The sequence below is a fragment of the Kiritimatiellia bacterium genome, from assembly GCA_018001225.1.
Classification (GTDB): Bacteria; Verrucomicrobiota; Kiritimatiellia; order CAIQIC01; family JAGNIJ01; genus JAGNIJ01.
In genome coordinates this window covers 1-19295 of sequence record JAGNIJ010000018.1, presented here as the reverse complement: position 1 = coordinate 19295, position 19295 = coordinate 1, and the positions used below count along the sequence as shown (strand labels likewise).

Genomic DNA, 19295 nt, shown 5'->3' with positions numbered 1-19295 from the left:
TGGAAGTCGGAGGCGCCGCGCCCCCGCGGCGCATCAGGACGGCACAAACAGGTTCCGCCCCTCGAACCGCTTGGTGCCGTTGACATAGCTGTAGTACTTTCGGCACTCGCAGCACAGGTACTCGACGTCGATGGGCGTGAATTTCCGGCGCGCCTCGGGCCAGCATTCGGCCTGGAGTTCAATCATCTTCGCCATGGTCGCTTCGTGGTCCGGCAGCCCGAGGTGTCGCTGGAGGATGTCCATGAACGGCGCGGACCCGATGCCGGTCGGGACCGGGCTGTCCGGCCGGATGAGCGACGGCTCGAACCAGGCGATATCCGCGACGGCCATGAAGATGGGGAAGTCGTTGCTCATGCGGAATTCCCCGTTGATCCGCCGCACGGCCGTGACGACGTGCCCCTCCGCGCCGCGCACGCAGGACTCCAGGAACCCGAGCGCCCGCGGGATCAGTTCGATGCAGCCTTCGAGGCGATCGTACGTCCGGTTTTCCCAGCGCGCTTCGACCACGGGATAGGCTTCCGAGAACCACGGTTGGGCCGCTTCATGCAGGAGAAATTGCCGCAACCGTTCCGGCTGCCGGAGGAGCCGGGGATCCAGCGCGTCGAGCGTCGAGTGCCGGTTGCACCAGCGGGCGAAGAACAGGGCATGCAGGAGTTCCGGCAAAGACGATCCCGCCCGCCGCACGAAACGGATGACGGCCTGCGAGCCCCGGTCGTCCTCGCGGAAAACATTCAGGAACCGGCCGTGCTGGAAGATCGGATCGGCGCTCCACGGCGGCGGGTCTCCGCGCTCGCGCCTTTCGCGGATGCGCTCCCGTTCCCGGCACCAGTCGAAAAAGGCTCGCACGGGATCGGCCAGTTCGAGGCCCCGGAGCGCGTCGCGGTATGGATTCGCCGCGGGGGTCACGATCCGCACCAGATGTCGCTGATCCGGTCGGGGAAGGTCAGGCTGACGCGGATGCGGGCATGGCCGGCCTGGTCGAGCATCTGCCGGGCCGTGTTCAGGGCCAGGTCCTGGCGGTTGCATTCCTCGCTCAAGTGAACGAGGAACACATGTTCGAGTTCGGGGCCGGTCAGTTCGCAGACCAGCCGCGCCGCCGACGCGTTGGACAGGTGCCCCTGCCGGCCTGCGATCCGCTGTTTCAAGTGCCAGGGGCGCTCGGCCTCCTTGAGCATCCGCTCGTCGTGGTTGGATTCGATCACCAGCACCCGGCAGCCCTTCAACCGTTCCCGGACGAGGCCCGTGGCGATGCCGATGTCGGTGGCGATGCCCACCCGCTCGCGGCCCGCGGCGATGACGAAGCCCACGGGCTCGTACGCGTCGTGGGACACCGCAAACGGCTCGACGGTCAGGTCGCCGATCGCGAACGCGAAGCCCGTGCTGAACACCTTCCAGGCCAGGTCGTTCAGGTCCGGGTTGCGGCGCAGCGCCTCGATCGTCCCGGCGTTGGCGTACAGGTCCAGGCCGTGCCGCCGCTGCAGCGCGCGCAGGCCGGCCGTGTGGTCGTTGTGCTCATGGCTGACGCACACCGCCCGGATGCGGTCGGGGGCAATCCGCAGCAAGTCGAGCCGGCGGAGCGTTTCCTTGCCGCTCAACCCGGCGTCGATGAGGATCCCCGTCCGCTCGGATCCCACGAAGATGCAGTTCCCCGAGCTTCCGCTGGCCAGCACGCAAACCTGTAAGGGCATGGTCTCCCGATTCTCCGGCCGCCAGTATAGCACATTCCGGCGGCGGGAGAATCCTGATGACACGGCTTGATTTTCCGGCCGCGGACAGGCACTTTCTCCCTGCCGACACATAAAAAAAGACGGGAGCGACCATGAGCAACGCGCAGACATTTCCGACCATCCTGGTCACGGGCGGCGGCGGGTACGTGGGCAGCGCCCTCGTGCCGGCCCTCCTGAAGCAGGGGCACAAGGTGAAAGTCGTTGATACGTTCTGGTACGGCGAGAACGTGTTCGCCGACTGCAACAGCCACCCGGCCCTGACGCGCATCGCGAAAGACATCCGCGATACGGCCGCCATGAAGGAGGCCCTGCGCGGCGTGGACGCGGTCATCCACCTGGCCTGCATCTCCAACGACCCCAGCTTCGAGCTCGACCCCAAGCTCGGTAAGGGCATCAACCTGGACGCCTTCCCCGGCCTCGTCGAGGCCGCGAAGGCCGGCGGCGTGAAGCGGTTCATCTACGCCAGTTCGTCCAGCGTGTACGGCGTCAAGGAGCAGCCCGACGTCCGCGAGGACGATCCGCCCGACCCGCTGACGGACTACTCCAAGTTCAAGCTCGAGTGCGAGAAGCTGTTGATGGATCTCGGCGGCGGCTTGACCCGCGTGATCGTCCGGCCGGCGACCGTCTGCGGCTACGCGCCGCGCCTGCGCCTGGACCTGACGGTGAACATCCTGACCATCCACGCCCTCGTGAACCGCAAGATCCGGATCTTCGGCGGCAAGCAGATGCGGCCGAACCTCCACGTGCTGGACATGGTCCGCGCGTACGAGATGTTCCTCGCGGCCCCCGCGGAGAAGATCGACGGCGTGCCGTTCAACGTCGGCTTTCGGAACGAAACCGTGGAGGACATTGCCCGGATCGTCAAGCGCACCATCGGCGACGAAGGCATCGCGCTGGAGTACGTGCCGACCGACGACAACCGGTCCTACCACGTCAACTCGGACCGCGTGCGCCGGGTCCTGGGCTTCGAGCCGAAGTACAACATCGAGGACGCGGTGCGAAGCCTCGTGGAGGCCTACCGCGCCGGGAAGATCCCGGACCCGATGACGAACCCGATGTACCACAACATCAAGCGGATGCACCAGTTGTCCTTGGGTTAGGGCGGGCAACTCCGGCGGCGGAGCGCCGGAGCTACAGGCTGGAAACGGAAATCTGTAGTTCCGCCGCTCCGTCGGCGGAAAAGGATCGCTAACCAATCCAGGTATAAGGAAACGGCGCGTGCACCTCGGCGTGGATTTCGACAATACGCTGGTCAGCTACGACGAGCTGTTTTACCGCTGCGCGCTGGAGCGCGGCCTGGTCCCCGCCGGCCTGCCGCGAACCAAGTCGGCCGTGCGCGCCCACCTCTGGAAAAGACCGGACGGCAACACGCCGTGGACCGAGTTACAGGGGATCGTCTACGGGACGCGCATGGCGGAGGCGGCCTTTTTCCCCGGCGCGCGCGAGGCGCTGGCGCTGTGCCGGGAGCGCGGCATCCGGGTCTCCATCGTCAGCCACAAGCTGGAGTTCCCGGCGCTGGGGCCCCGCGTGAGCCTGCGAAAGGCCTCGCTGGAGTGGATGGAGGCCCAGGGCTTTTTCGATCCGGCCGGCATCGGGCTCGCGCGAGACGCGGTGTTCTTCGAGTCGTCGCGAGAGGAAAAGCTGGCCCGCATCGCGGGGGAGCGCTGCACGCATTTCGTGGACGACCTGCCCGAGGTGCTGGCGGATCCCGGTTTTCCGGCCGGCGCGGAGAAGTGGTATTTCGACCCGGCCGGCCACGCCGAGGCGCCCGCGGGCGCCCGGCGGTTCGGTTCGTGGGCGGAGATCCGGGCCTGCCTGGAGGCGATCGCGCCATGACCCTGGACATCCCGCAGGAAACCGTGGCCGCCCTCGAGCGGATGCTGGGCCGCGCGCCGGAGCGCATCACGCGCCTGCCGGGCGGCGCCAACAACCTGGTCCTGGAGGTCGTGCTGGGCCATTCCCGCTACCTGGCCAAGGCCTATTTCCAGCACAAGAACGATCCCCGCGACCGGCTGGGCGCGGAGTTCGGCATGCTGACCTTCCTCTGGCGGCACGGCGTCCGGGATGTGCCCGAGCCGCTGCAGTCCGACCCGGCCCGGAAGATCGGGATCTTCGAGTACGTGGACGGGGTGCGGCTGGCGCCGGGCGAAGTCACCGCGCCGGACGTCCGGCAACTGGTGGGCCTGCTGGCCGCGATGTGGCGGCTGCGCGGGGAGCCGGACGCGCAGGACATGGCTCCCGCGTCGGACGCCTGCTTCTCCCTGCGGGGCTACATGGAAAACGTCGGCGGCCGGTTCCAGCGCATCCGGAACGCGCTGGAGCAGGGCGGGGCGATCCTCGAGGCCGAATCGTACATTCGCGGCGACATGACGCGGACCTGGGAGCGCATCCTGGCCTTCATGGAGCGGGACGCGCAGAAAGCGGGCCTGGACGCCGACCGGCCGCTGGAGCGCGCGGAGCAGACGCTGAACCCGGCGGACCACGGCTTCCATAACACCCTGCGCGAGGCGAGCGGGCGGCTGCGGTTCCTCGATTTCGAGTATGCCGGGTGGGACGACCCGGCGCAGATGATCTGCAACGCCCTGTGGCAGCCCGCGGTCCCCCTGCCGGCCCGGCAGCAAAAGCCGTTCCTGAAACAGGTCTTCAAAGGCTTGGAAGGCGACCCCGTCCTGGCCGCGCGGTCGCGGCTGGTCTACCCGATCCTGGGCTTCAAGTGGGCCTGCATCATGCTGAACGAGTTCCTGCCGGTGTCCGAGGCGCGGCGGCGTTTCGCGGGCGCGCGGCCGGAGGACCGGCGCCGGGAGCAGTTGGAGAAATCCCGGCGGCGCCTGACGGAGATCGAGGATTTCCTGGCCGCGCCGTCGCTTTTTGATGGAACTGCGGCCTGATCCGGCTATAGTGTCTCGGCCTGACACGGGAGAAGAATGAGCGCAGCCCTGGACCGGAAAGCCATCGAGCAGCGGCGGGACATTCTCGGGATTCTCGAGAAGGCCCGGCGCGGGCACATCGGCTCGACCTTCTCGCTGCTGGAGATCGTGCGCGTCCTCTACGACGACATCCTGCGGGTGGACCCGACGAATCCCCGGTGGCCGGACCGTGACCGGTTCGTGTTAAGCAAGGGGCACGGCTGCCTCTCCCTCTACCTGAACCTGGCCGAGAAGGGCTTCTTCCCGAAGGAGGAGTTGTTCCGTTTCTGCAAGTTCAACGGCATTCTCGGCGGGCACCCGGAGTACGGTGTGATCCCCGGCGTCGAGGCGAGCACGGGCGCGCTCGGCCACGGGCTTTCCATCGCCGTGGGCATGGCGCTTTCCGCGCGAATGGACCGCAAGGACTTCAAGGTCTTCGCCCTGCTGGGCGACGGCGAGTGCGACGAGGGCAGCGTCTGGGAAGCTGCGATGAGCGCAGGCAAGCACAAGTTGAGCCGCCTGACCGCGATCGTGGACTATAACAAGATGCAGTCGTACGGCCCGGTGCTTGACATTCAGCCCCTCGAGCCCTTCGCCGACAAGTGGCGCGCGTTCGGATTCGCCGCGACGGAGGTGGACGGCCACGACGTGCAGGCCCTCCGCGCCCTGTTCAAGAGCCTCCCGCTGGACCCGGGCAAGCCGACCGCCATCATTGCCCACACGGTGAAGGGCAAGGGCATGCCGTGCATCGAGGGTAATCCCTCGTGGCACCACAAGACCAAGATCACCGACGCCGAGTTCGACCAGCTCTACGCCGACCTGGGGTTCCCGAGAAAATGAGAAAAGTCTGCCTCAAGAGCATGGCGAAGCTGGCCGCGATGGACGAGCGCGTGGTCTTCATCGGTTCGGACATCACCAAGCGCGACCTTGAGGATTTTTCCGATCATTATCCCGACCGCTTCTTCCTTGAAGGCGTGTACGAGGCGCACATCGTCGGCATGGCCGCGGGCATGGCGCTGTGCGGGAAAATGCCGTACATCAACACCATCGCCACGTTCCTGACTCGCCGGTGTTACGAGCAGGTGCTGCTGGACGTCGGCCTGCACAAGCTGCCGGTGCGCCTGCTGGGCAGCGGGGGCGGCGTGGTCTACGCGCCGCTCGGCCCGACGCACCTCGCCAACGAGGACATCGCGATCCTGCGCGCGATCCCGAACATGAGCATCGTCGCGCCCTGCGACGCGGACGAGATGGGCCGACTGATGCCGGCCACGCTGAAGTGGCCCGGCCCGATGTACATCCGCTTCGCCAAGGGCGGCGACAAGGTCGTGTCGCGCCCCGACCTGCCGTTCGAGATCGGGAAGGCCATCCGGATGACGGACGGCTCGGACGTGCTGCTCGTCACCACCGGCGTCACGACGCAGCTTGCCCTCGAAGCGGCCGCGAAACTGGCAGGCGAGGGGATCGGCGCGGCCGTCCTGCACATGCACACGGTCAAGCCGCTCGACGCGGAGCAACTCGTCGCCCTCGCGGGCCGGGCCCGCGCCGTGGTGACGGCCGAGGAGCACACGATCATCGGGGGCCTGGGCAGCGCCGTGGCGGAGACCCTGCTCGAGGCCGGCGTGGCGAAGCCGTTCAAGCGGATAGGATTTCCCGATGTCTTCACGGAGGAGCTTGGCTCGCAGAACGACATCATGGGCAAGTACGGGATTTCGGTGGACGGGCTCTGCGCGACGGCGCGCCGGTTGCTGGGGGCCCGGTAACCCGATTTCAGAAACAGAACCCAAAGGAGAGGCATGAAAAAGCAGATCGACTGGCTCCAGGAATACAACATGTCGAGCAAGCGCGACTACGTCGGCCGCGTGACCGCGTTCGACAAGGGCGAGTGCGCGGCCATCGCGAAGAAGTGGGGCCAGGAATACTGGGACGGCCCGCGGCAGTACGGGTTCGGCGGGTACAAGTACGACGGCCGCTGGCTGCCGTTCGCGCAGAAGCTGGCCAAGCACTACGGCATCAAGCCGGGCCACAAGATTTTGGACGTTGGCTGCGGCAAGGGCTTCCTCCTGCACGAGTTCACGCGCGCGGTGCCGGGCGTCGAGGTCGCCGGCCTGGATATTTCGCAGTACGGCATCGACAATGCCAAGGAAGAGGTCAAGCCGTTCCTGACCGTCGGCCACTGCCGCCAGTTGCCGTATCCGGACAAGCACTTTGACTTCGTCTACTCCAACACGACCCTGCACAACCTCCAGCCGCAGGACCTGTATCCCGCGATCAAGGAGATCGAGCGCGTCCGCAAGGGCGAGGCCTGGATCGGCGTCGAGTCCTACCGCAACGAGAAGGAGAAGGCCAACCTGCTCTACTGGCAGCTGACCTGCGAGGCCTTCTTCTCCCCCGACGGCTGGCGCTGGTGGTTCGACCACTGCGGCTACCAGGGGGACTACGGGTTTATTTATTTCGAGTGATACCCAGAACTCAACGTCCAACAAACAACGTTCAACTCTCAACTTCCAATGGTTGGACGTTGGGAGTTGGATGTTGAGCGTTGGACGTTGAAAAAAGGAAACGCATGAAAGCCCTCGCCGCCATCCTCGTCGAAAGCAAGAAGCCCCTCGTCCTCGAGGAAATCGAGATTCCGGCCCTGCGCTTCGGCCAAGTGCTGGTCAAGGTGATCTGCACCGGCATCTGCGGGGCGCAGATCAACGAGATCGACGCTGTGAAGGGCGTGGATAAATTCCTGCCGCACCTCCTCGGCCACGAGGCGACCGCCACGGTCATCGAGGTGGGCGAGGGCGTGACGACGGTCAGGCCCGGCGATCGCGTCGTCATGCACTGGCGCAAGGGCTCCGGCATCCACGCCCCGACGCCGAAGTACGCGTCGCGCGTCGGCACGGTGAACTCGGGCTGGGTCACGACGTTCAACGAGATGGCCATCGTCTCCGAGAACCGCGTCACGACGGTCCCGGCCGACTTCGATCCCGAGGCCGGCGCCCTGATGGGTTGCGCCGTCACGACGGCGTTCGGCGTGATCAATAACGACGCCGGCGTCCGCGTGGGCGAGTCGGTGGTCGTGTTCGGGGCGGGCGGCGTCGGGCTGAACGTCGTCCAGGCGGCCGCGATGGTCTCCGCGCACCCGATCATCGCGATCGACCTGTTCGACTCGAAGCTCGAGCTGGCGGGCAAGCTGGGCGCGACGCACCTGATCAACTCGAAGAAGCAGGACGCGGCCGCCGAGATCCTGAAGATCGTCGGCAAGAACGGCGCGGATGTCGTGGTCGAGGTCACCGGCAACGCGCGGGTGATCGAGACGGCCTACGAGGTCACCCAGGCCCAGGGCCGGACGATCCTCGTCGGCGTACCGCGGGAGAAGGCGACGATCTACACGCTGCCGCTGCACCACGATAAGATCCTGCGCGGCTCCGAGGGCGGCCAGACCCGGCCGGAACGGGACATCCCGAACTACGTCAAGCTGTGCCAGGCCGGCAAGCTCGACCTGAAGCCCCTCATCACGAACCATTACACCTTCGAGAAGATCAACGACGCGATCGCCGACATCCGCGCCGGGAACGTGCCCGGCCGGTGCATCGTGCAGATGAAGGCATGACCAATTGGTCGAAAATCGTCCTCCTCGGGCACACGGGGTTCATCGGATCCCGGTTGGCGGATCGGTTCCGCCGGGCGTATCCCGATGTGCCGATCGAGGGGCGGTCGTTCCCGGCGTTCGATCTCGCGGCGACCGGCGCCCATGCCGAACTGGAACCCCTCTTCGACGAGCGGGCGTTGGTCGTTTTCCTCTCCGGCATCAAGCGCCAGTTCGGCGACGACCTGGACACGTTCAACAAGAACGTGCAGATGGCGCTCGCCGTCTGCCGCGCCCTCAAGGCGCGGCCGGTGGCCCGGCTGATCTTCTTCAGTTCGGCGGCGGTCTACGGCGAGGACATCCACAACACGGCGATCACCGAGGACGCGCCTATCTGCCCGACGTCCTTTTACGGCATGGCGAAGTTTGTTTCCGAGCGGATGCTCTGGAAGACGATGACCGACGCCGGGCGCGGCTCGCTGGCGATCCTCCGGCCGCCGACCGTGTACGGACCCGGCGATCCCGGAAAAACCTACGGGCCCTCCGGCTTTGTGCAGGCCGCGATCAAGGGCGAGTCGATCACGTTGTGGGGCGACGGCGAGGAACTCCGGGATTTCCTGTGGCTTGACGATCTCGTCGAGGCCGTCCTCGCGCTGGCCGCGAATTCGTTTGCCGGCGTGCTGAATCTCGTCACGGGCCAGAGTGTCACGTTCCGGCAGATGCTGGACCTCATCTCGAAACGGCTGGGTCGGCCGCTGGAAATCAAGTCGCGCCCGCGCAGCAAGAACAAGGTGGATAACGTCTTCGTCAACGACCGCCTCCGCACCGTCCTGCCGAACCTGCGGTTCACCCCGATGGAGGAGGGGATCGCGCGGCTGCTGGCGAACCAGGGAATGTAGGGTCTTCGCATACCGTGCGCCGCGTGGGCGCGGCGCCTCCAGTATATCTTTCATCAAATTTGGAGGCGGGCCGCCCCCGGCCCGAAAACACAGAAAAAAAGTCTTGCGCGATACAACCAGAGAGCTACTATGTATTAAATAATACTTAATACAGAGTAGCTATGGACGGCTGGATCACACAACTGCGGAAGGGGCTGCTGGATTACTGCGTGCTGTTGCTGCTGCGCCGCGGGGAGAGTTACGGCTACGAGATCGTGCAGGAGCTCAAGCGCCTCGAGGAACTCGCCGTGTCGGAGAGCACGGTCTACCCGATCCTCGGGCGCCTGCGCTCGGAGAAGCTGGTGAAGACCCGCGACGTCCCTTCGCCGGAGGGGCCCGCCCGCCGCTATTTTTCGCTGACCGCGCTCGGCCGGCTTCGCCTGGCCGAGATGAACGCTTACTGGAAATCGCTGGACCGCGCCCTCGACCGGTTGCGCGAGGACGCCAAGGAGGATCGCCCGGATGAAGCTGGAACCTGAACTGGCCCGTTGCGTCGAGGAGTACCTGAACCAGGTCGAGAATAACCTGCGCGCCAAACCTGCGGCCGTGCGCCGCGAAGTCCTGGACTCGCTGCGCCGCCATATCCACGAGGCCCTCGCGGCGCGATCGAGTACGCCGTCCGAGACGGACGTGGAAGCCGTACTGGCGGAGATGGATCCGCCCGAGACGTTCGCGGAAGAAGGGGAGGGCGCGCCGCGCGCTCCCGCCGCGGCGCCGGGTCGGGTGCTGCGCTGGCCCTGGTTCCTCCTGGGCTGCGGATTCCTCGCGCTGAACGGCTGGGCCGTGTGGAACTGGAGCCAGGCCGCGCGGCAGAACAACGCGCGAATTCTTCGCGTACAGTTCTCGGCGCGGCCCGATCAGCCGCTCCAGGGTCGCGAGCCGGTCTCGTGGGCGTTCAGCGCCGACGTGGTCGAGCCGGACGCGGTCGGGACGCCGGAGGCGGAGGGCCCCGTCTCGCTCCGGCCGGCGGTCCCGGGAAACTATCTCTGGAAGTCGCCGCGTGTCCTGGTTTTCACGCCCGAAGGGCCGTGGCCGCTCTGTTCGGAATTCGAGGCGGCGCTGGACGCGGACTTTTTCGGCTCGCTGGGCCTGACGTTCCGGAATCCCGGCCCGCTGCGCATCCGAACGCCGGCCCTCGAGCTGACCTCGGTCTCGCAGGTGGACTTTACGCCCGACCGCCGGGCCACGCTCCGGCTCCAGTTCAACGCGCCCACGGACACGCGGCGGCTCGGCAAGTTCCTGTCGCTTCGCACGAGTTCGCAGTCGAACCTGTCGTACGAAATTTCGGCCCCCGCACCGTCCTCGGCCGTGGTGCTCGTGCAGACGGAACTGGTGGAGCAGGACGCCCTGGACGTGACGCTGGAGGCGGGCGTGCCGGCCGCGGCCGGGCCGCTGGGCGTCGAAAAGAAGGTCGTGCGCCAGGTGCCGCTCTCCTCTTCCTTCCGGCTGACGGGAGTCGAGGCGGCCAGCCCGTCGTTCGAGTCGCCCTCGGTGACTCTCTCCTTCAGCACGGCGCCCGACGCGCAGGGCGCGCGGGAGTTCATCGAGGTCCGGCCGGCGGCCTCGTTCTCGGTCGAGCCGCTGAACAGCTGGTGGTCCAGCGGCCTGCGGCTGACCGGCGGGTTCGAGCCGGGCCGCGTCTATACCGTTACGCTGAAGCCCGGCCTGCGCTCGGAGAGCGGGCTTTCGCTGGCGCAGCCGGTCTCGCGCCGGGTGAACTTTCCTTCACGCGATCCGGCGCTCTGCTTTTCCGCCGAGGGGCGATACCTGTCGCCGTCCGGCTCGCTGCGCATCCCCTTGATGCACGTCAATGCCCGCGAGTGCCGGCTCGCGGCCTATCCCGTGCCGCCGCAGAACCTCATCCAACTGGCCCTGCGCGAGGCCGGCCGCATGGAGCATTTCTGGGCCTGGGGCGGCGACGGGCTGATGGAGAAGCTCACGGCCCCGGCCTGGGCGTACCCCACGAACGTCCTTGATTCGAAGCCCGAGGCGATCACGCGCACCGCCGTGGACCTGGCGCGGCTGACCGACGGCCCGCCGCGCGGCGCGTACTGGCTGACCGCCGAGCCGGAAAAGGGACAGGGCTCGCGGCAACTGGTCATGGTGACCGATCTGGGCCTCTCCGTGAAGTCCGCGGACGACGGCATGCTGGTGTGGGTGAACTCGCTGTCGGCGGCGCGGCCGGTGAGCGGCGTCCGGGTCAGCCTCTACGCCGAGAACAACGTGGAACTGGCGAGCGGGACCACGGACGGCGACGGCCTGTCGTTCCTCCCCCTCGACGACAAGGACTGGGAACAGTCGCCGCTGCTCGTCGTCGCCTCGCTGTCGAACGACGTGTCCTGTTTGAACCTCGACCAGGGCGGCATGTCCCTGCCCGCCGGCGAGGGGGAGCGGGCCTTCCTTGGCGAGGGATACGAGGCCTATGTCTTCACCGCGCGGGGCGTGTTCCGGCCGGGCGAGACGATCGAGGCCAAGGCGGTCGTGCGCGACCGCGCCCTGAAATGCCCCGAGCCGTTCCCGGCCCTGTTCCGCATCGTGCGGCCCGACGGCCGCGTCTTCCGCGACGTGCCCGTGATGCTCGATGCCTTGGGCTCCGCCGAAATGAAAGTCGAGATGCCGGATTACCTGTCCACGGGCCAGTACACCGTGGAACTCGATCTGCCCGGGACGCTGAAAACGCTGGGCGGCGCGACGGTTGCCTTGGAAGATTTCTTCCCGCCGCAGGTCCGCGTGGACGTGAAACCGCCGGAGGCGCCCCTGCAGGCCGGGGTGGACAGCGGCTTCGCGGTTCACGCCGACCACCTGTTCGGCAAGCCGGCGGCCGGGCTGCCGGTGAGCGGGTTCGTGGTGTGGAAAGCTCTTGATTTCAAGCCGAAGGGCTGGGCGGACTTCGTCTTCGGCGACGGCGAGAAGGAGTTCACAGCCATCTATTCGTCGGCCGGGCAGGGCCGGCTGGACGAAAAAGGGGAACTCCGGTTTCTGCTCGAGCCGTCGGCGGGCTGGCGGCCGCCCGCGCGCCTGCAGGCGGTGATCAGCGGCACGGTGATGGAGTCCGGCGGGCGGGCCGTGACCGCCTCGGCCGCGTGCCCGTTCGATCCCTATCCTTTTTATATCGGCCTGAAGACCGACGCCGCGCGCATGGCGGCGGCCGGCGCCGCCCAATCCCTCGACCTGGCGCTGGTCCGGCCGGATGAACAGGCGGCGGCCGCCAACATCGCCCTCCGCGTGAACCTGTACCGGGCGGTGTGGAGCACGGTGCTGAAACGCAACGCGCAGAATCGCTTCACGTACCAGTCGGAGCAGCAGCTCATCCCGGTGAGCGAGGAATTGGTTCAACTCGCCGACGGGCGCGCCGCGCATTCTTTCAAGGCGGACCGGGCCGGGTCGTACCTGCTGCAGGTGACCGACCCGGCCAGCGGGGCCTCGTCGAGCCTGCGCTTCTACGCCACGGAGCCGGGCGGGGCCGGCGTGGCCTGGGGCGGGGACCGGCCGGACCAGGTCGAGCTGACCGCGGATCGCGACGCCTACGCGCCCGGCGATTCGGCGCGCGTGATGCTCCAGGCGCCCTTCGCCGGGACGGCCCTGCTGACCGTGGAGAACGACCGCATCCTGGACCGGCGCGTCGTGCGGATGACCAACTCGTCGGAGTTGGTCGAGATCCCGCTGCGCGATGAGTATGCGCCGGGTGTGTATGCGGCCGTGACGATGATCCGGCCGGCCGTGGCCGAGTCGGTCTGGACCGCGCACCGCGCCGCCGGCATCGCGTACCTGCCGGTCAAGCCGGCGGGGCGCCGGCTGAACGTGGCCGTTGAAGCGCCCGAGATCCTGCCGCCGCAGCAGCCCGCGCCGGTGAAAGTACGGGTCTCCGCGGGGCAGGACCCCGTGGCGGACGCCGACGTGACGCTGATGGCGGTGGACGAGGGCATCTGCATGCTGACCGACTTCAAGACGCCCGACCCGCTGGATTGGTTCCTGGCCCCGCGCTGGTTGGCGACGTCGCTGTACGACCTCTACAGCCTCCTCATGCCGCTGCTCGACGACGAGGCAGCCGCCGCGGTCAGCCCGCCGGGCGACGGGGAGGAGGGGCTCGGAAAGCGCCTGAACCCCATCCGGACCCGCCGCTTCAAGCCCCTGGCCCTGTGGAAGTCCGGGATCCGGACCGATGCGGCCGGCGAGGCGGATGTGACGCTCGATATTCCGGAATTTACGGGGCAGCTCCGGCTCATGGCGGTGGCCTTTACCCGCGACCAGGCCGGTTCGGCCGCGCGCGCGGCGCTGGTCAAGCGTTCGCTGGTCGTGCAGACCAGCCTGCCGCGGTTCCTCGCGCCGGGCGACACGGGCGAGGCGGCGATTTCGCTCTTCAACGAAACCGACGATCATCGCGCCGCGAAGATCCGCGTGACCTGCGGGGGTCCGCTTTCCGTGGAGAAGTCGGAGTGGACACAGGACCTGGCCGCCCAGGGCTCGGTGTCGCTGCGAGTCCCGCTGCGCGCGGGTGAATCGCCGGGCGCGGCGCTCTGCCAGGTGGAAGTCGAATCCGGGGCGGACGCCTACCGCGAGAGCATCGAACTGCCCGTGCGGCCCGCCTCGCCGAGGGAAGTCCGGTTCATGCACGGGGAACTGAAGGCCGGCGCGGAATTCAAGATCGAGGCGCCGGACGACTGGATCGCGGGCTCGGTCTGGGGAGAGTTGCTCTGCCTGTCGGGGCCGGAAGGCCGCTGGAAGGGGGCGATGGACTGGCTGACCGCGTACCCGTACGGGTGCATCGAGCAGGTGACCTCGACGGTGTTCCCGCTCCTGTACCTGGAGGATATGCGCAAGAGCCTGTGGCCCGACCTGGCCGGGCCGGAGGCCGACCGCGAGACCATCCTGTCGGGTGTGTACCGCGTGCTCTCGATGCAGCAGGGCAGTGGCGGGTTCAGCCTGTGGCCCGGCGGAACGAAGATCTATTCCTGGGGCAGCCTCTACGCCACGCATTTCCTGGTCGAGGCGCGCAAGGCGGGCGTCCCGGTGCCGGAGGACCGGCTGGAATCGGCGCTCGCCTGGGTCCGCGGGCGGCTGGACGCGCGCGCGCCGGCCGACGCGTCGCCGGACAGCGACGATTGGCAGACCGACATGGAAGAGCGCGCCTACGCCTGCCTGCTCCTCGCCCTGGCCGGAACCCCGTCGGACAGTTGGATGTCCCGGTTGGAGGAACAGGCGTCGCTGCTGCGGCCCAGCACGCGGATCAACCTCGCGCTGGCGCTGATGCATGGCGGAGAGCCCGGCCTGGCGGGCGGCGTGCTGGAGCGGCTGGGTCTCCCGCCGCCCGGCCTGCCGCGCGACCGCGGCCGCACGCTCAACAGCGACGTGCGTGACGCCGCGCTGCTGCTGTCCGCCTGGCTGGAGCGCGATCCCGCACATCCGCTGGTGCCCCAACTGGCGCGCTGGCTCGACGACGTGCAGCAGGACGGCCGTTGGCTGACGACCCAGGACAACGCCTTCGCGCTGATGGCGCTCGGCAAGTACGCCCGGACGCGGCCGCGCGATCCCAAGCCCTGGAAAGCCGAATGGTTACCCGCCGGCCTGCCCTCCGCATCCGTCGGCCCGACCAATCGGTTCGACTGGGCCAATGAAAACATCGCATGGCCGGTGTCCGGAACTTTGGCCAACCGCGGGCCGGGCGAATTCTTCTACACCGTGCGGCTGGAGGGCGTGCCGGCGGCGGATCGTCCGGCGGCGGAACGAGACGATGGATTGCAGATACGGCGCGAGTGGCTGGACCTCGACGGCAATCCTATCGATCCTGAAGCCGTGCCGCAGGGTCAGTTGGTCATCGTCAAGCTGACCCTCGACACGCTGGGGGAGCCGATGGACAACCTGGTGATCGAGGACCTGCTGCCGGCCGGCTTCGAGATCGAGAATCCCGCCCTGGCGACCGCCCAGGTCGTGTCGTGGATACGGGACCGGGAGACCGGCGTGGCCAGCCGGCAGGCGCGGGATGACCGGATGCTGTTCTTTACCGGTTCGATCGGCGGCCGCCAGGCCTTTTACTATTCCATGCGGGCCGTCACACCCGGCGAGTATGTTGTCCCGCCCGCGATGGTCGAATGCATGTACGACCCGGCGATCCGCAGCGTGAACGGAAGTAGTCGGGTTAGGATCGAGGAGTAGAGGAAGTGCAAAGGAAAACGGGTCCGGGGACGTGGCACGGCCGTGCCGGCCGTGAAGGGCATGAGCGGCGCGGGCGGAACGCCCGTGTCACATTGGTTGTGTTGCTTGGCTTGATGGTCTGCGGCGCTCTTCTCATGCATTTCTTGTTTCCCTTCCCCCGCGCGGCGCTCGGCGAGTTTCCCGCCGCCACCGTCCTGGCGGACCGGGAAGGGAATCCGCTGCGCCTGAAGTTGGGGCCGGGCGACACGGACAATGTGCCTCGCTACCGGTGGCGGCCGGACGACTGGATTGCGAAGGCGGTGATTGCGGCGGAGGATCAGCGCTTCTACCGGCATGCCGGCGTCGACCCGCTGGCCTTGGCCCGGGCGGTCGGGCAGAACCTCCTGCACTTCCGGCGGGTGTCGGGGGCCTCGACGCTTTCCACGCAGGTGATCCGCCTCGTGCAGCCCCGTCCACGCACGCTGCGCACGAAACTGATCGAGGCGTTCCGGGCGCTGCAAATGGAGCGCGCGCTGACCAAGCGGGAAATCCTCGAGCAGTATCTCAACCGGGCGCCGTTCGGGTCGAACATCGTCGGCATCGAATCGGCCGCGCGCCGCTACTTCAGCAAGTCGGCCCACGACTTGAGCCTGGCCGAGGCGGCGCTGCTGGCCGGGTTGCCGCAGGCCCCCGCGCGGTTCCGGCCGGACCGGCATCCCGCGCGCGCGAGCAAGAGGCAGGCCTACGTGCTGGACCGCATGGCGGCGTTGGGGATGATCACGGAGGCCCAGCGCGCCCGGGCGGCGGAGCGTCCCTGCGAGATCAAGCCGGGCCGGTATGTCTTCGCCGCTCCGCATTTCGCCCAATTCGTGCTGGACCGATTGCCGCCGGGCCAGGAAGGACGGACGCTGCACACGACCCTGGACCCGGCCCTGCAGTCGCTGGCAGAATCCGCGTTGACCCGCCGGCGTGGATACCTAGACCCTCTAGGCATCATGGGCGGGGCGGTGGTGATCCTGGAGGTGAAGACCGGGGCCCTCCGGGCGATGGTCGGGTCGCCGGATTATTTCGACGCGGCGCGGCGCGGCCAGGTCAACGGCGCGCTCGCGCCGCGGGGCGCGGGGTCCACGCTCAAGCCGTTCGTCTACGCCGCGGCGTTCGACCGCGGGCTGGCGACGCCCCTGACCGTGCTTCGCGACGAGCCCGCGCTGTACCGGGACTACCGTCCGCAAAACTTCGGGAAGGAGTTTCGCGGGGACGTGACCGCGCGCGAGGCCCTGGTCCTGTCGCTGAACCTTCCCGTGCTGGCCCTGGCGGAACGGATCGGCGGGGAGCGGCTGCTGGGGCTGTTCCGACGCGCCGGGCTCCGGTCCCTGTCGCGCGCGACGGACCACTATGGCCTGGGCCTGGTCCTGGGCCAGGGCGAGGTCCGCCTGCTCGACCTGGTTAACGCCTACGCGGCGCTGGCCAGGGGCGGGCACTTCATGCCGTGGAAGGTCATGGACGACATGCCCCCGGCCGCGCCGAAGGGCGCCCGGTTGTTCTCCCCCGAAGCCTGCTGGCTCATCGCGGACATCCTGGGCGGCGACGAGCGGATGGGGGAACTCTCCGGCCACCAGGCGGATGTCCGGATGCCGCGGATGGCCTGGAAGACGGGCACGAGTTCCGCCTGCCGCGACGCGTGGACCATCGCCTTCAACCCGGAATACGTCGTCGGGGTGTGGATCGGTCATCCGGACGGCGAGTCCGACGAGGCCCTGGTGGGCGTCGAGGCCGCCGCGCCCGTGGCGTGGGAGATCTTCCGGGGCCTGTACCCCCAGGGCGACGGCCCCTGGTTCGCGCGGCCGGAGGGGTTGAAGAAGCGTAGCGTGTGCGCGGTCTCCGGCTGCCCGTCGGGTTCGCAGTGCGAACAGGCCGTCGAAGACTGGTATATTGCCGGCGCCTCGCTGTTCACGCCATGTCCCATGCACGGCCGGTCGGCAGCCGCTCCCGCCATGGCGGCCGCCGGGCGCACGCGCGACGCGCCGGACGCGTTGCGGATCACCTCGCCCGCGGCCGGAACGGTGTTCCGGATGCTCGATCACTGGTCGGGCGACCGCCAGCAGATCGCCCTGCGGGCGGGCGGGGGAACGGCGTCAGGCGACCTGCACTGGTTCATCGACAACCGCTATTACGGGCAGGGCGGCGGGCTGTTCTGGCCGATCGAACGCGGCGCCCACCAGCTCGTCTGCTGCAACGCCCTGGGCCAGAGCGACCGGGTGCGCATCGTCGTGGAGTAGCGCGACTCGGGATCGCCCTTTTCCTTCTTGATCACTCCTTCGCTGGCCCTCATACTTCTCCCATAGGAAGCCGCACAGGCCGCATGCCATTTCGCACGGCAGTTCATCGCGGAATGCGCGGAGCAAGGAGGCTCCGTTCCATGAAGACACCTCATCGGGCTCTCCGTTTCACTTCGCCGCGCCTCCTCACGATGCTGTTGATCGTCGGCACGGCGGGGCCTCCGGCACAGGCCGTGAAGCAGTCCATGGCGATCCGTGTCGCCGGGTACGACAAGCCGGCAGTCCTGACCAACTTCCCGCTGCTGGTCGTGTTCAACGAGGGCCGGACGAACTTCCTGTATTCGCAGTTCATCACCACCAACGGCGCGGACCTGCGCGTGTACGACGCCGCAGAGACCAATGAGCTGGCGTACGAGATCGAGACGTGGAATACGAACGGCGATTCGATGATCTGGGTCAGGATGCCGCTGTTGTCGGGCAGTAACGATTACATCAGGGCCTGCTGGGGAGATCCCGCGGAGACCAACGCACCCGCCTACACGACCAACGGCGCCGTTTGGAACGCGGATTATCGCCTGGTGTTGCATATGGGGAGCGGCGCCGATTCTTCCACCAACCGGTTGGGGGGGAACGTTTCCAATGTCGTGTTTGCGGCGGACAACATCGGAAACGTCGGCTGGTTCAACGGGACCAATTCCCGGATCGCGAAGAATCACAGCACGGCGCTGAAACCGTCTTCCACCATCACGATCAGCGCATGGGTGAAATCCGGCGGCCTGACGACGCAGCGCTACAGGAACATTTACCGCAAGGAGGATTTGTCGGCGCGGCACATCCTGGCGTTTCAGGAGTTTGGGACCATCGTTTCTTTCGGCCTTCATATCGCGGGTGTTTACAACGAATTGGACGTGTCCATCTCGGCGGCGAACTACACGGATGGGTGGCATCTGGTGACCGGGGTATACGACGGGACGGCGAAACGGTTGTACAGCGACGGCGTGCAGATCGGCATTTCGAACAACGTGGGGGCCCTCGACACGGCGGGGACCGCCAAGGCCTACATCGGATGCACCGAGCCGGAGGCCGAGTGGTATTTGGGGGGTATCGACGAATTGAACTTGAGCGGCACGGCTCGGTCTTCCAACTGGGTCTGGGCATGCTACATGAGCCAGAAGGCCGGCAGCACTTTTCTCTGTTACGAGCCGGTAGTGCCCCGCGGCACGGTGATGAACCTGGACGACGGGGGTCCGGATTCGCTCCGCGGACGGCTTCAACTGGCCGTTCCGGGCGACACGATTCAGTTCAACGAGGGATTGGAAGGCACCCTTGTTCTCACCAACGGCCCGCTCACGATCCCAGACGGCATAGCCCTCGAGGGGCCCGGGCCAGCCTCGATCACGATTAGTGGAAACGGCGCAAACCGGATCTTCACGGCCAACGGCGTCACGGCGAGCGTCAGCGGGCTGACGTTCAGCAACGGCCTGGCGAGCGGCTCGAACGGAGGCGCCTTGTACCAGGCGGGCGGGGACATCACGTTTTCCAACTGCGTTTTCGTAAACAACCGCTCCCTCGGCGCCGACGGCGCCGCGGGGGGATGGGGAGGAGCGATCTATGCCACGGGTGGCGTCACCACGGTTCGCGACGCCACGTTCAGCGCGAACGTCGCCAAGGGCCCGCGCGGTCTGCCGCCCGGCACGGACAATCGATCCGGGGGCGGGGGCGGGGGTTCCGGCCTGGGC

The 19295-nt window shown here is 67.6% G+C and carries 14 protein-coding genes; 12 read left to right on the top strand and 2 right to left on the bottom strand.

Annotated features, from left to right (window positions below; genetic code table 11):
- Positions 1-33: 33 nt before the first annotated feature.
- Together KA248_07625 and KA248_07620 are read right to left on the bottom strand one after the other, a co-directional pair.
- On the bottom strand, positions 34-906 hold the full coding sequence (locus KA248_07625; GenBank protein ID MBP7829772.1) for a hypothetical protein: 873 nt from the start codon (positions 904-906) through the stop codon (positions 34-36).
- Positions 903-1688 (bottom strand): MBL fold metallo-hydrolase, encoded by a 786-nt coding sequence (locus KA248_07620; GenBank protein ID MBP7829771.1) that lies wholly within the window; start codon positions 1686-1688, stop codon positions 903-905. The genes KA248_07625 and KA248_07620 overlap by 4 nt, the downstream gene beginning before the upstream one ends.
- 131 nt (positions 1689-1819) lie before the next feature.
- Between KA248_07620 and KA248_07615 the strand changes: the two genes are divergently transcribed.
- The 12 genes from KA248_07615 to KA248_07560 all read left to right on the top strand — a co-directional run.
- Complete coding sequence (locus KA248_07615) at positions 1820-2827, top strand: NAD-dependent epimerase/dehydratase (GenBank protein ID MBP7829770.1); 1008 nt, start codon at positions 1820-1822, stop codon at positions 2825-2827.
- A 118-nt stretch (positions 2828-2945) separates the two neighbouring features.
- On the top strand, positions 2946-3563 hold the full coding sequence (locus tag KA248_07610) for a haloacid dehalogenase-like hydrolase (GenBank protein MBP7829769.1): 618 nt from the start codon (positions 2946-2948) through the stop codon (positions 3561-3563).
- Positions 3560-4615 carry a phosphotransferase gene (locus KA248_07605; protein MBP7829768.1) on the top strand — a complete coding sequence of 352 codons (1056 nt, stop codon included), beginning with the start codon at positions 3560-3562 and terminating at the stop codon, positions 4613-4615. The genes KA248_07610 and KA248_07605 overlap by 4 nt, the downstream gene beginning before the upstream one ends.
- A 48-nt stretch (positions 4616-4663) precedes the next feature.
- Positions 4664-5473, top strand: coding sequence for a transketolase (locus tag KA248_07600; GenBank protein MBP7829767.1), 810 nt, complete (start codon positions 4664-4666; stop codon positions 5471-5473).
- Entirely contained in the window at positions 5470-6393 is a 924-nt protein-coding gene (locus KA248_07595) for a transketolase (GenBank protein ID MBP7829766.1), read from the top strand. The genes KA248_07600 and KA248_07595 overlap by 4 nt, the downstream gene beginning before the upstream one ends.
- A 33-nt stretch (positions 6394-6426) precedes the next feature.
- Positions 6427-7092, top strand: coding sequence for a methyltransferase domain-containing protein (locus KA248_07590; GenBank protein ID MBP7829765.1), 666 nt, complete (start codon positions 6427-6429; stop codon positions 7090-7092).
- 104 nt (positions 7093-7196) lie between these two features.
- Positions 7197-8231 carry a zinc-binding dehydrogenase gene (locus KA248_07585; GenBank protein MBP7829764.1) on the top strand — a complete coding sequence of 345 codons (1035 nt, stop codon included), beginning with the start codon at positions 7197-7199 and terminating at the stop codon, positions 8229-8231.
- Positions 8228-9106: an NAD(P)-dependent oxidoreductase gene (locus tag KA248_07580; protein MBP7829763.1), complete on the top strand. Its 879-nt coding sequence runs from the start codon at positions 8228-8230 to the stop codon at positions 9104-9106. The genes KA248_07585 and KA248_07580 overlap by 4 nt, the downstream gene beginning before the upstream one ends.
- A 161-nt stretch (positions 9107-9267) precedes the next feature.
- Positions 9268-9624, top strand: coding sequence for a helix-turn-helix transcriptional regulator (locus KA248_07575; protein ID MBP7829762.1), 357 nt, complete (start codon positions 9268-9270; stop codon positions 9622-9624).
- On the top strand, positions 9608-15298 hold the full coding sequence (locus tag KA248_07570; GenBank protein MBP7829761.1) for a hypothetical protein: 5691 nt from the start codon (positions 9608-9610) through the stop codon (positions 15296-15298). The genes KA248_07575 and KA248_07570 overlap by 17 nt, the downstream gene beginning before the upstream one ends.
- Positions 15299-15432: 134 nt before the next feature.
- Positions 15433-17556: a penicillin-binding protein 1C gene (pbpC, locus tag KA248_07565; GenBank protein ID MBP7829760.1), complete on the top strand. Its 2124-nt coding sequence runs from the start codon at positions 15433-15435 to the stop codon at positions 17554-17556.
- A 140-nt stretch (positions 17557-17696) separates the two neighbouring features.
- Positions 17697-19295, top strand: a 1599-nt coding sequence (locus KA248_07560) for a DUF2341 domain-containing protein (GenBank protein ID MBP7829759.1), incomplete at its 3' end; no start/stop codon positions are given.

Bases quoted from the DNA above. Each gene is read 5' to 3' on its own strand.
- KA248_07570 (MBP7829761.1), top strand. From the start codon at position 9,608: ATGAAGCTGGAACCTGAACTGGCCCGTTGCGTCGAGGAGTACCTGAAC.
- KA248_07605 (MBP7829768.1), top strand. From the start codon at position 3,560: ATGACCCTGGACATCCCGCAGGAAACCGTGGCCGCCCTCGAGCGGATG.
- KA248_07580 (MBP7829763.1), top strand. From the start codon at position 8,228: ATGACCAATTGGTCGAAAATCGTCCTCCTCGGGCACACGGGGTTCATC.
- pbpC (MBP7829760.1), top strand. From the start codon at position 15,433: ATGCATTTCTTGTTTCCCTTCCCCCGCGCGGCGCTCGGCGAGTTTCCC.
- KA248_07590 (MBP7829765.1), top strand. From the start codon at position 6,427: ATGAAAAAGCAGATCGACTGGCTCCAGGAATACAACATGTCGAGCAAG.
- KA248_07585 (MBP7829764.1), top strand. From the start codon at position 7,197: ATGAAAGCCCTCGCCGCCATCCTCGTCGAAAGCAAGAAGCCCCTCGTC.
- KA248_07575 (MBP7829762.1), top strand. From the start codon at position 9,268: ATGGACGGCTGGATCACACAACTGCGGAAGGGGCTGCTGGATTACTGC.
- KA248_07595 (MBP7829766.1), top strand. From the start codon at position 5,470: ATGAGAAAAGTCTGCCTCAAGAGCATGGCGAAGCTGGCCGCGATGGAC.
- KA248_07615 (MBP7829770.1), top strand. From the start codon at position 1,820: ATGAGCAACGCGCAGACATTTCCGACCATCCTGGTCACGGGCGGCGGC.
- KA248_07620 (MBP7829771.1), bottom strand. From the start codon at position 1,688: ATGCCCTTACAGGTTTGCGTGCTGGCCAGCGGAAGCTCGGGGAACTGC.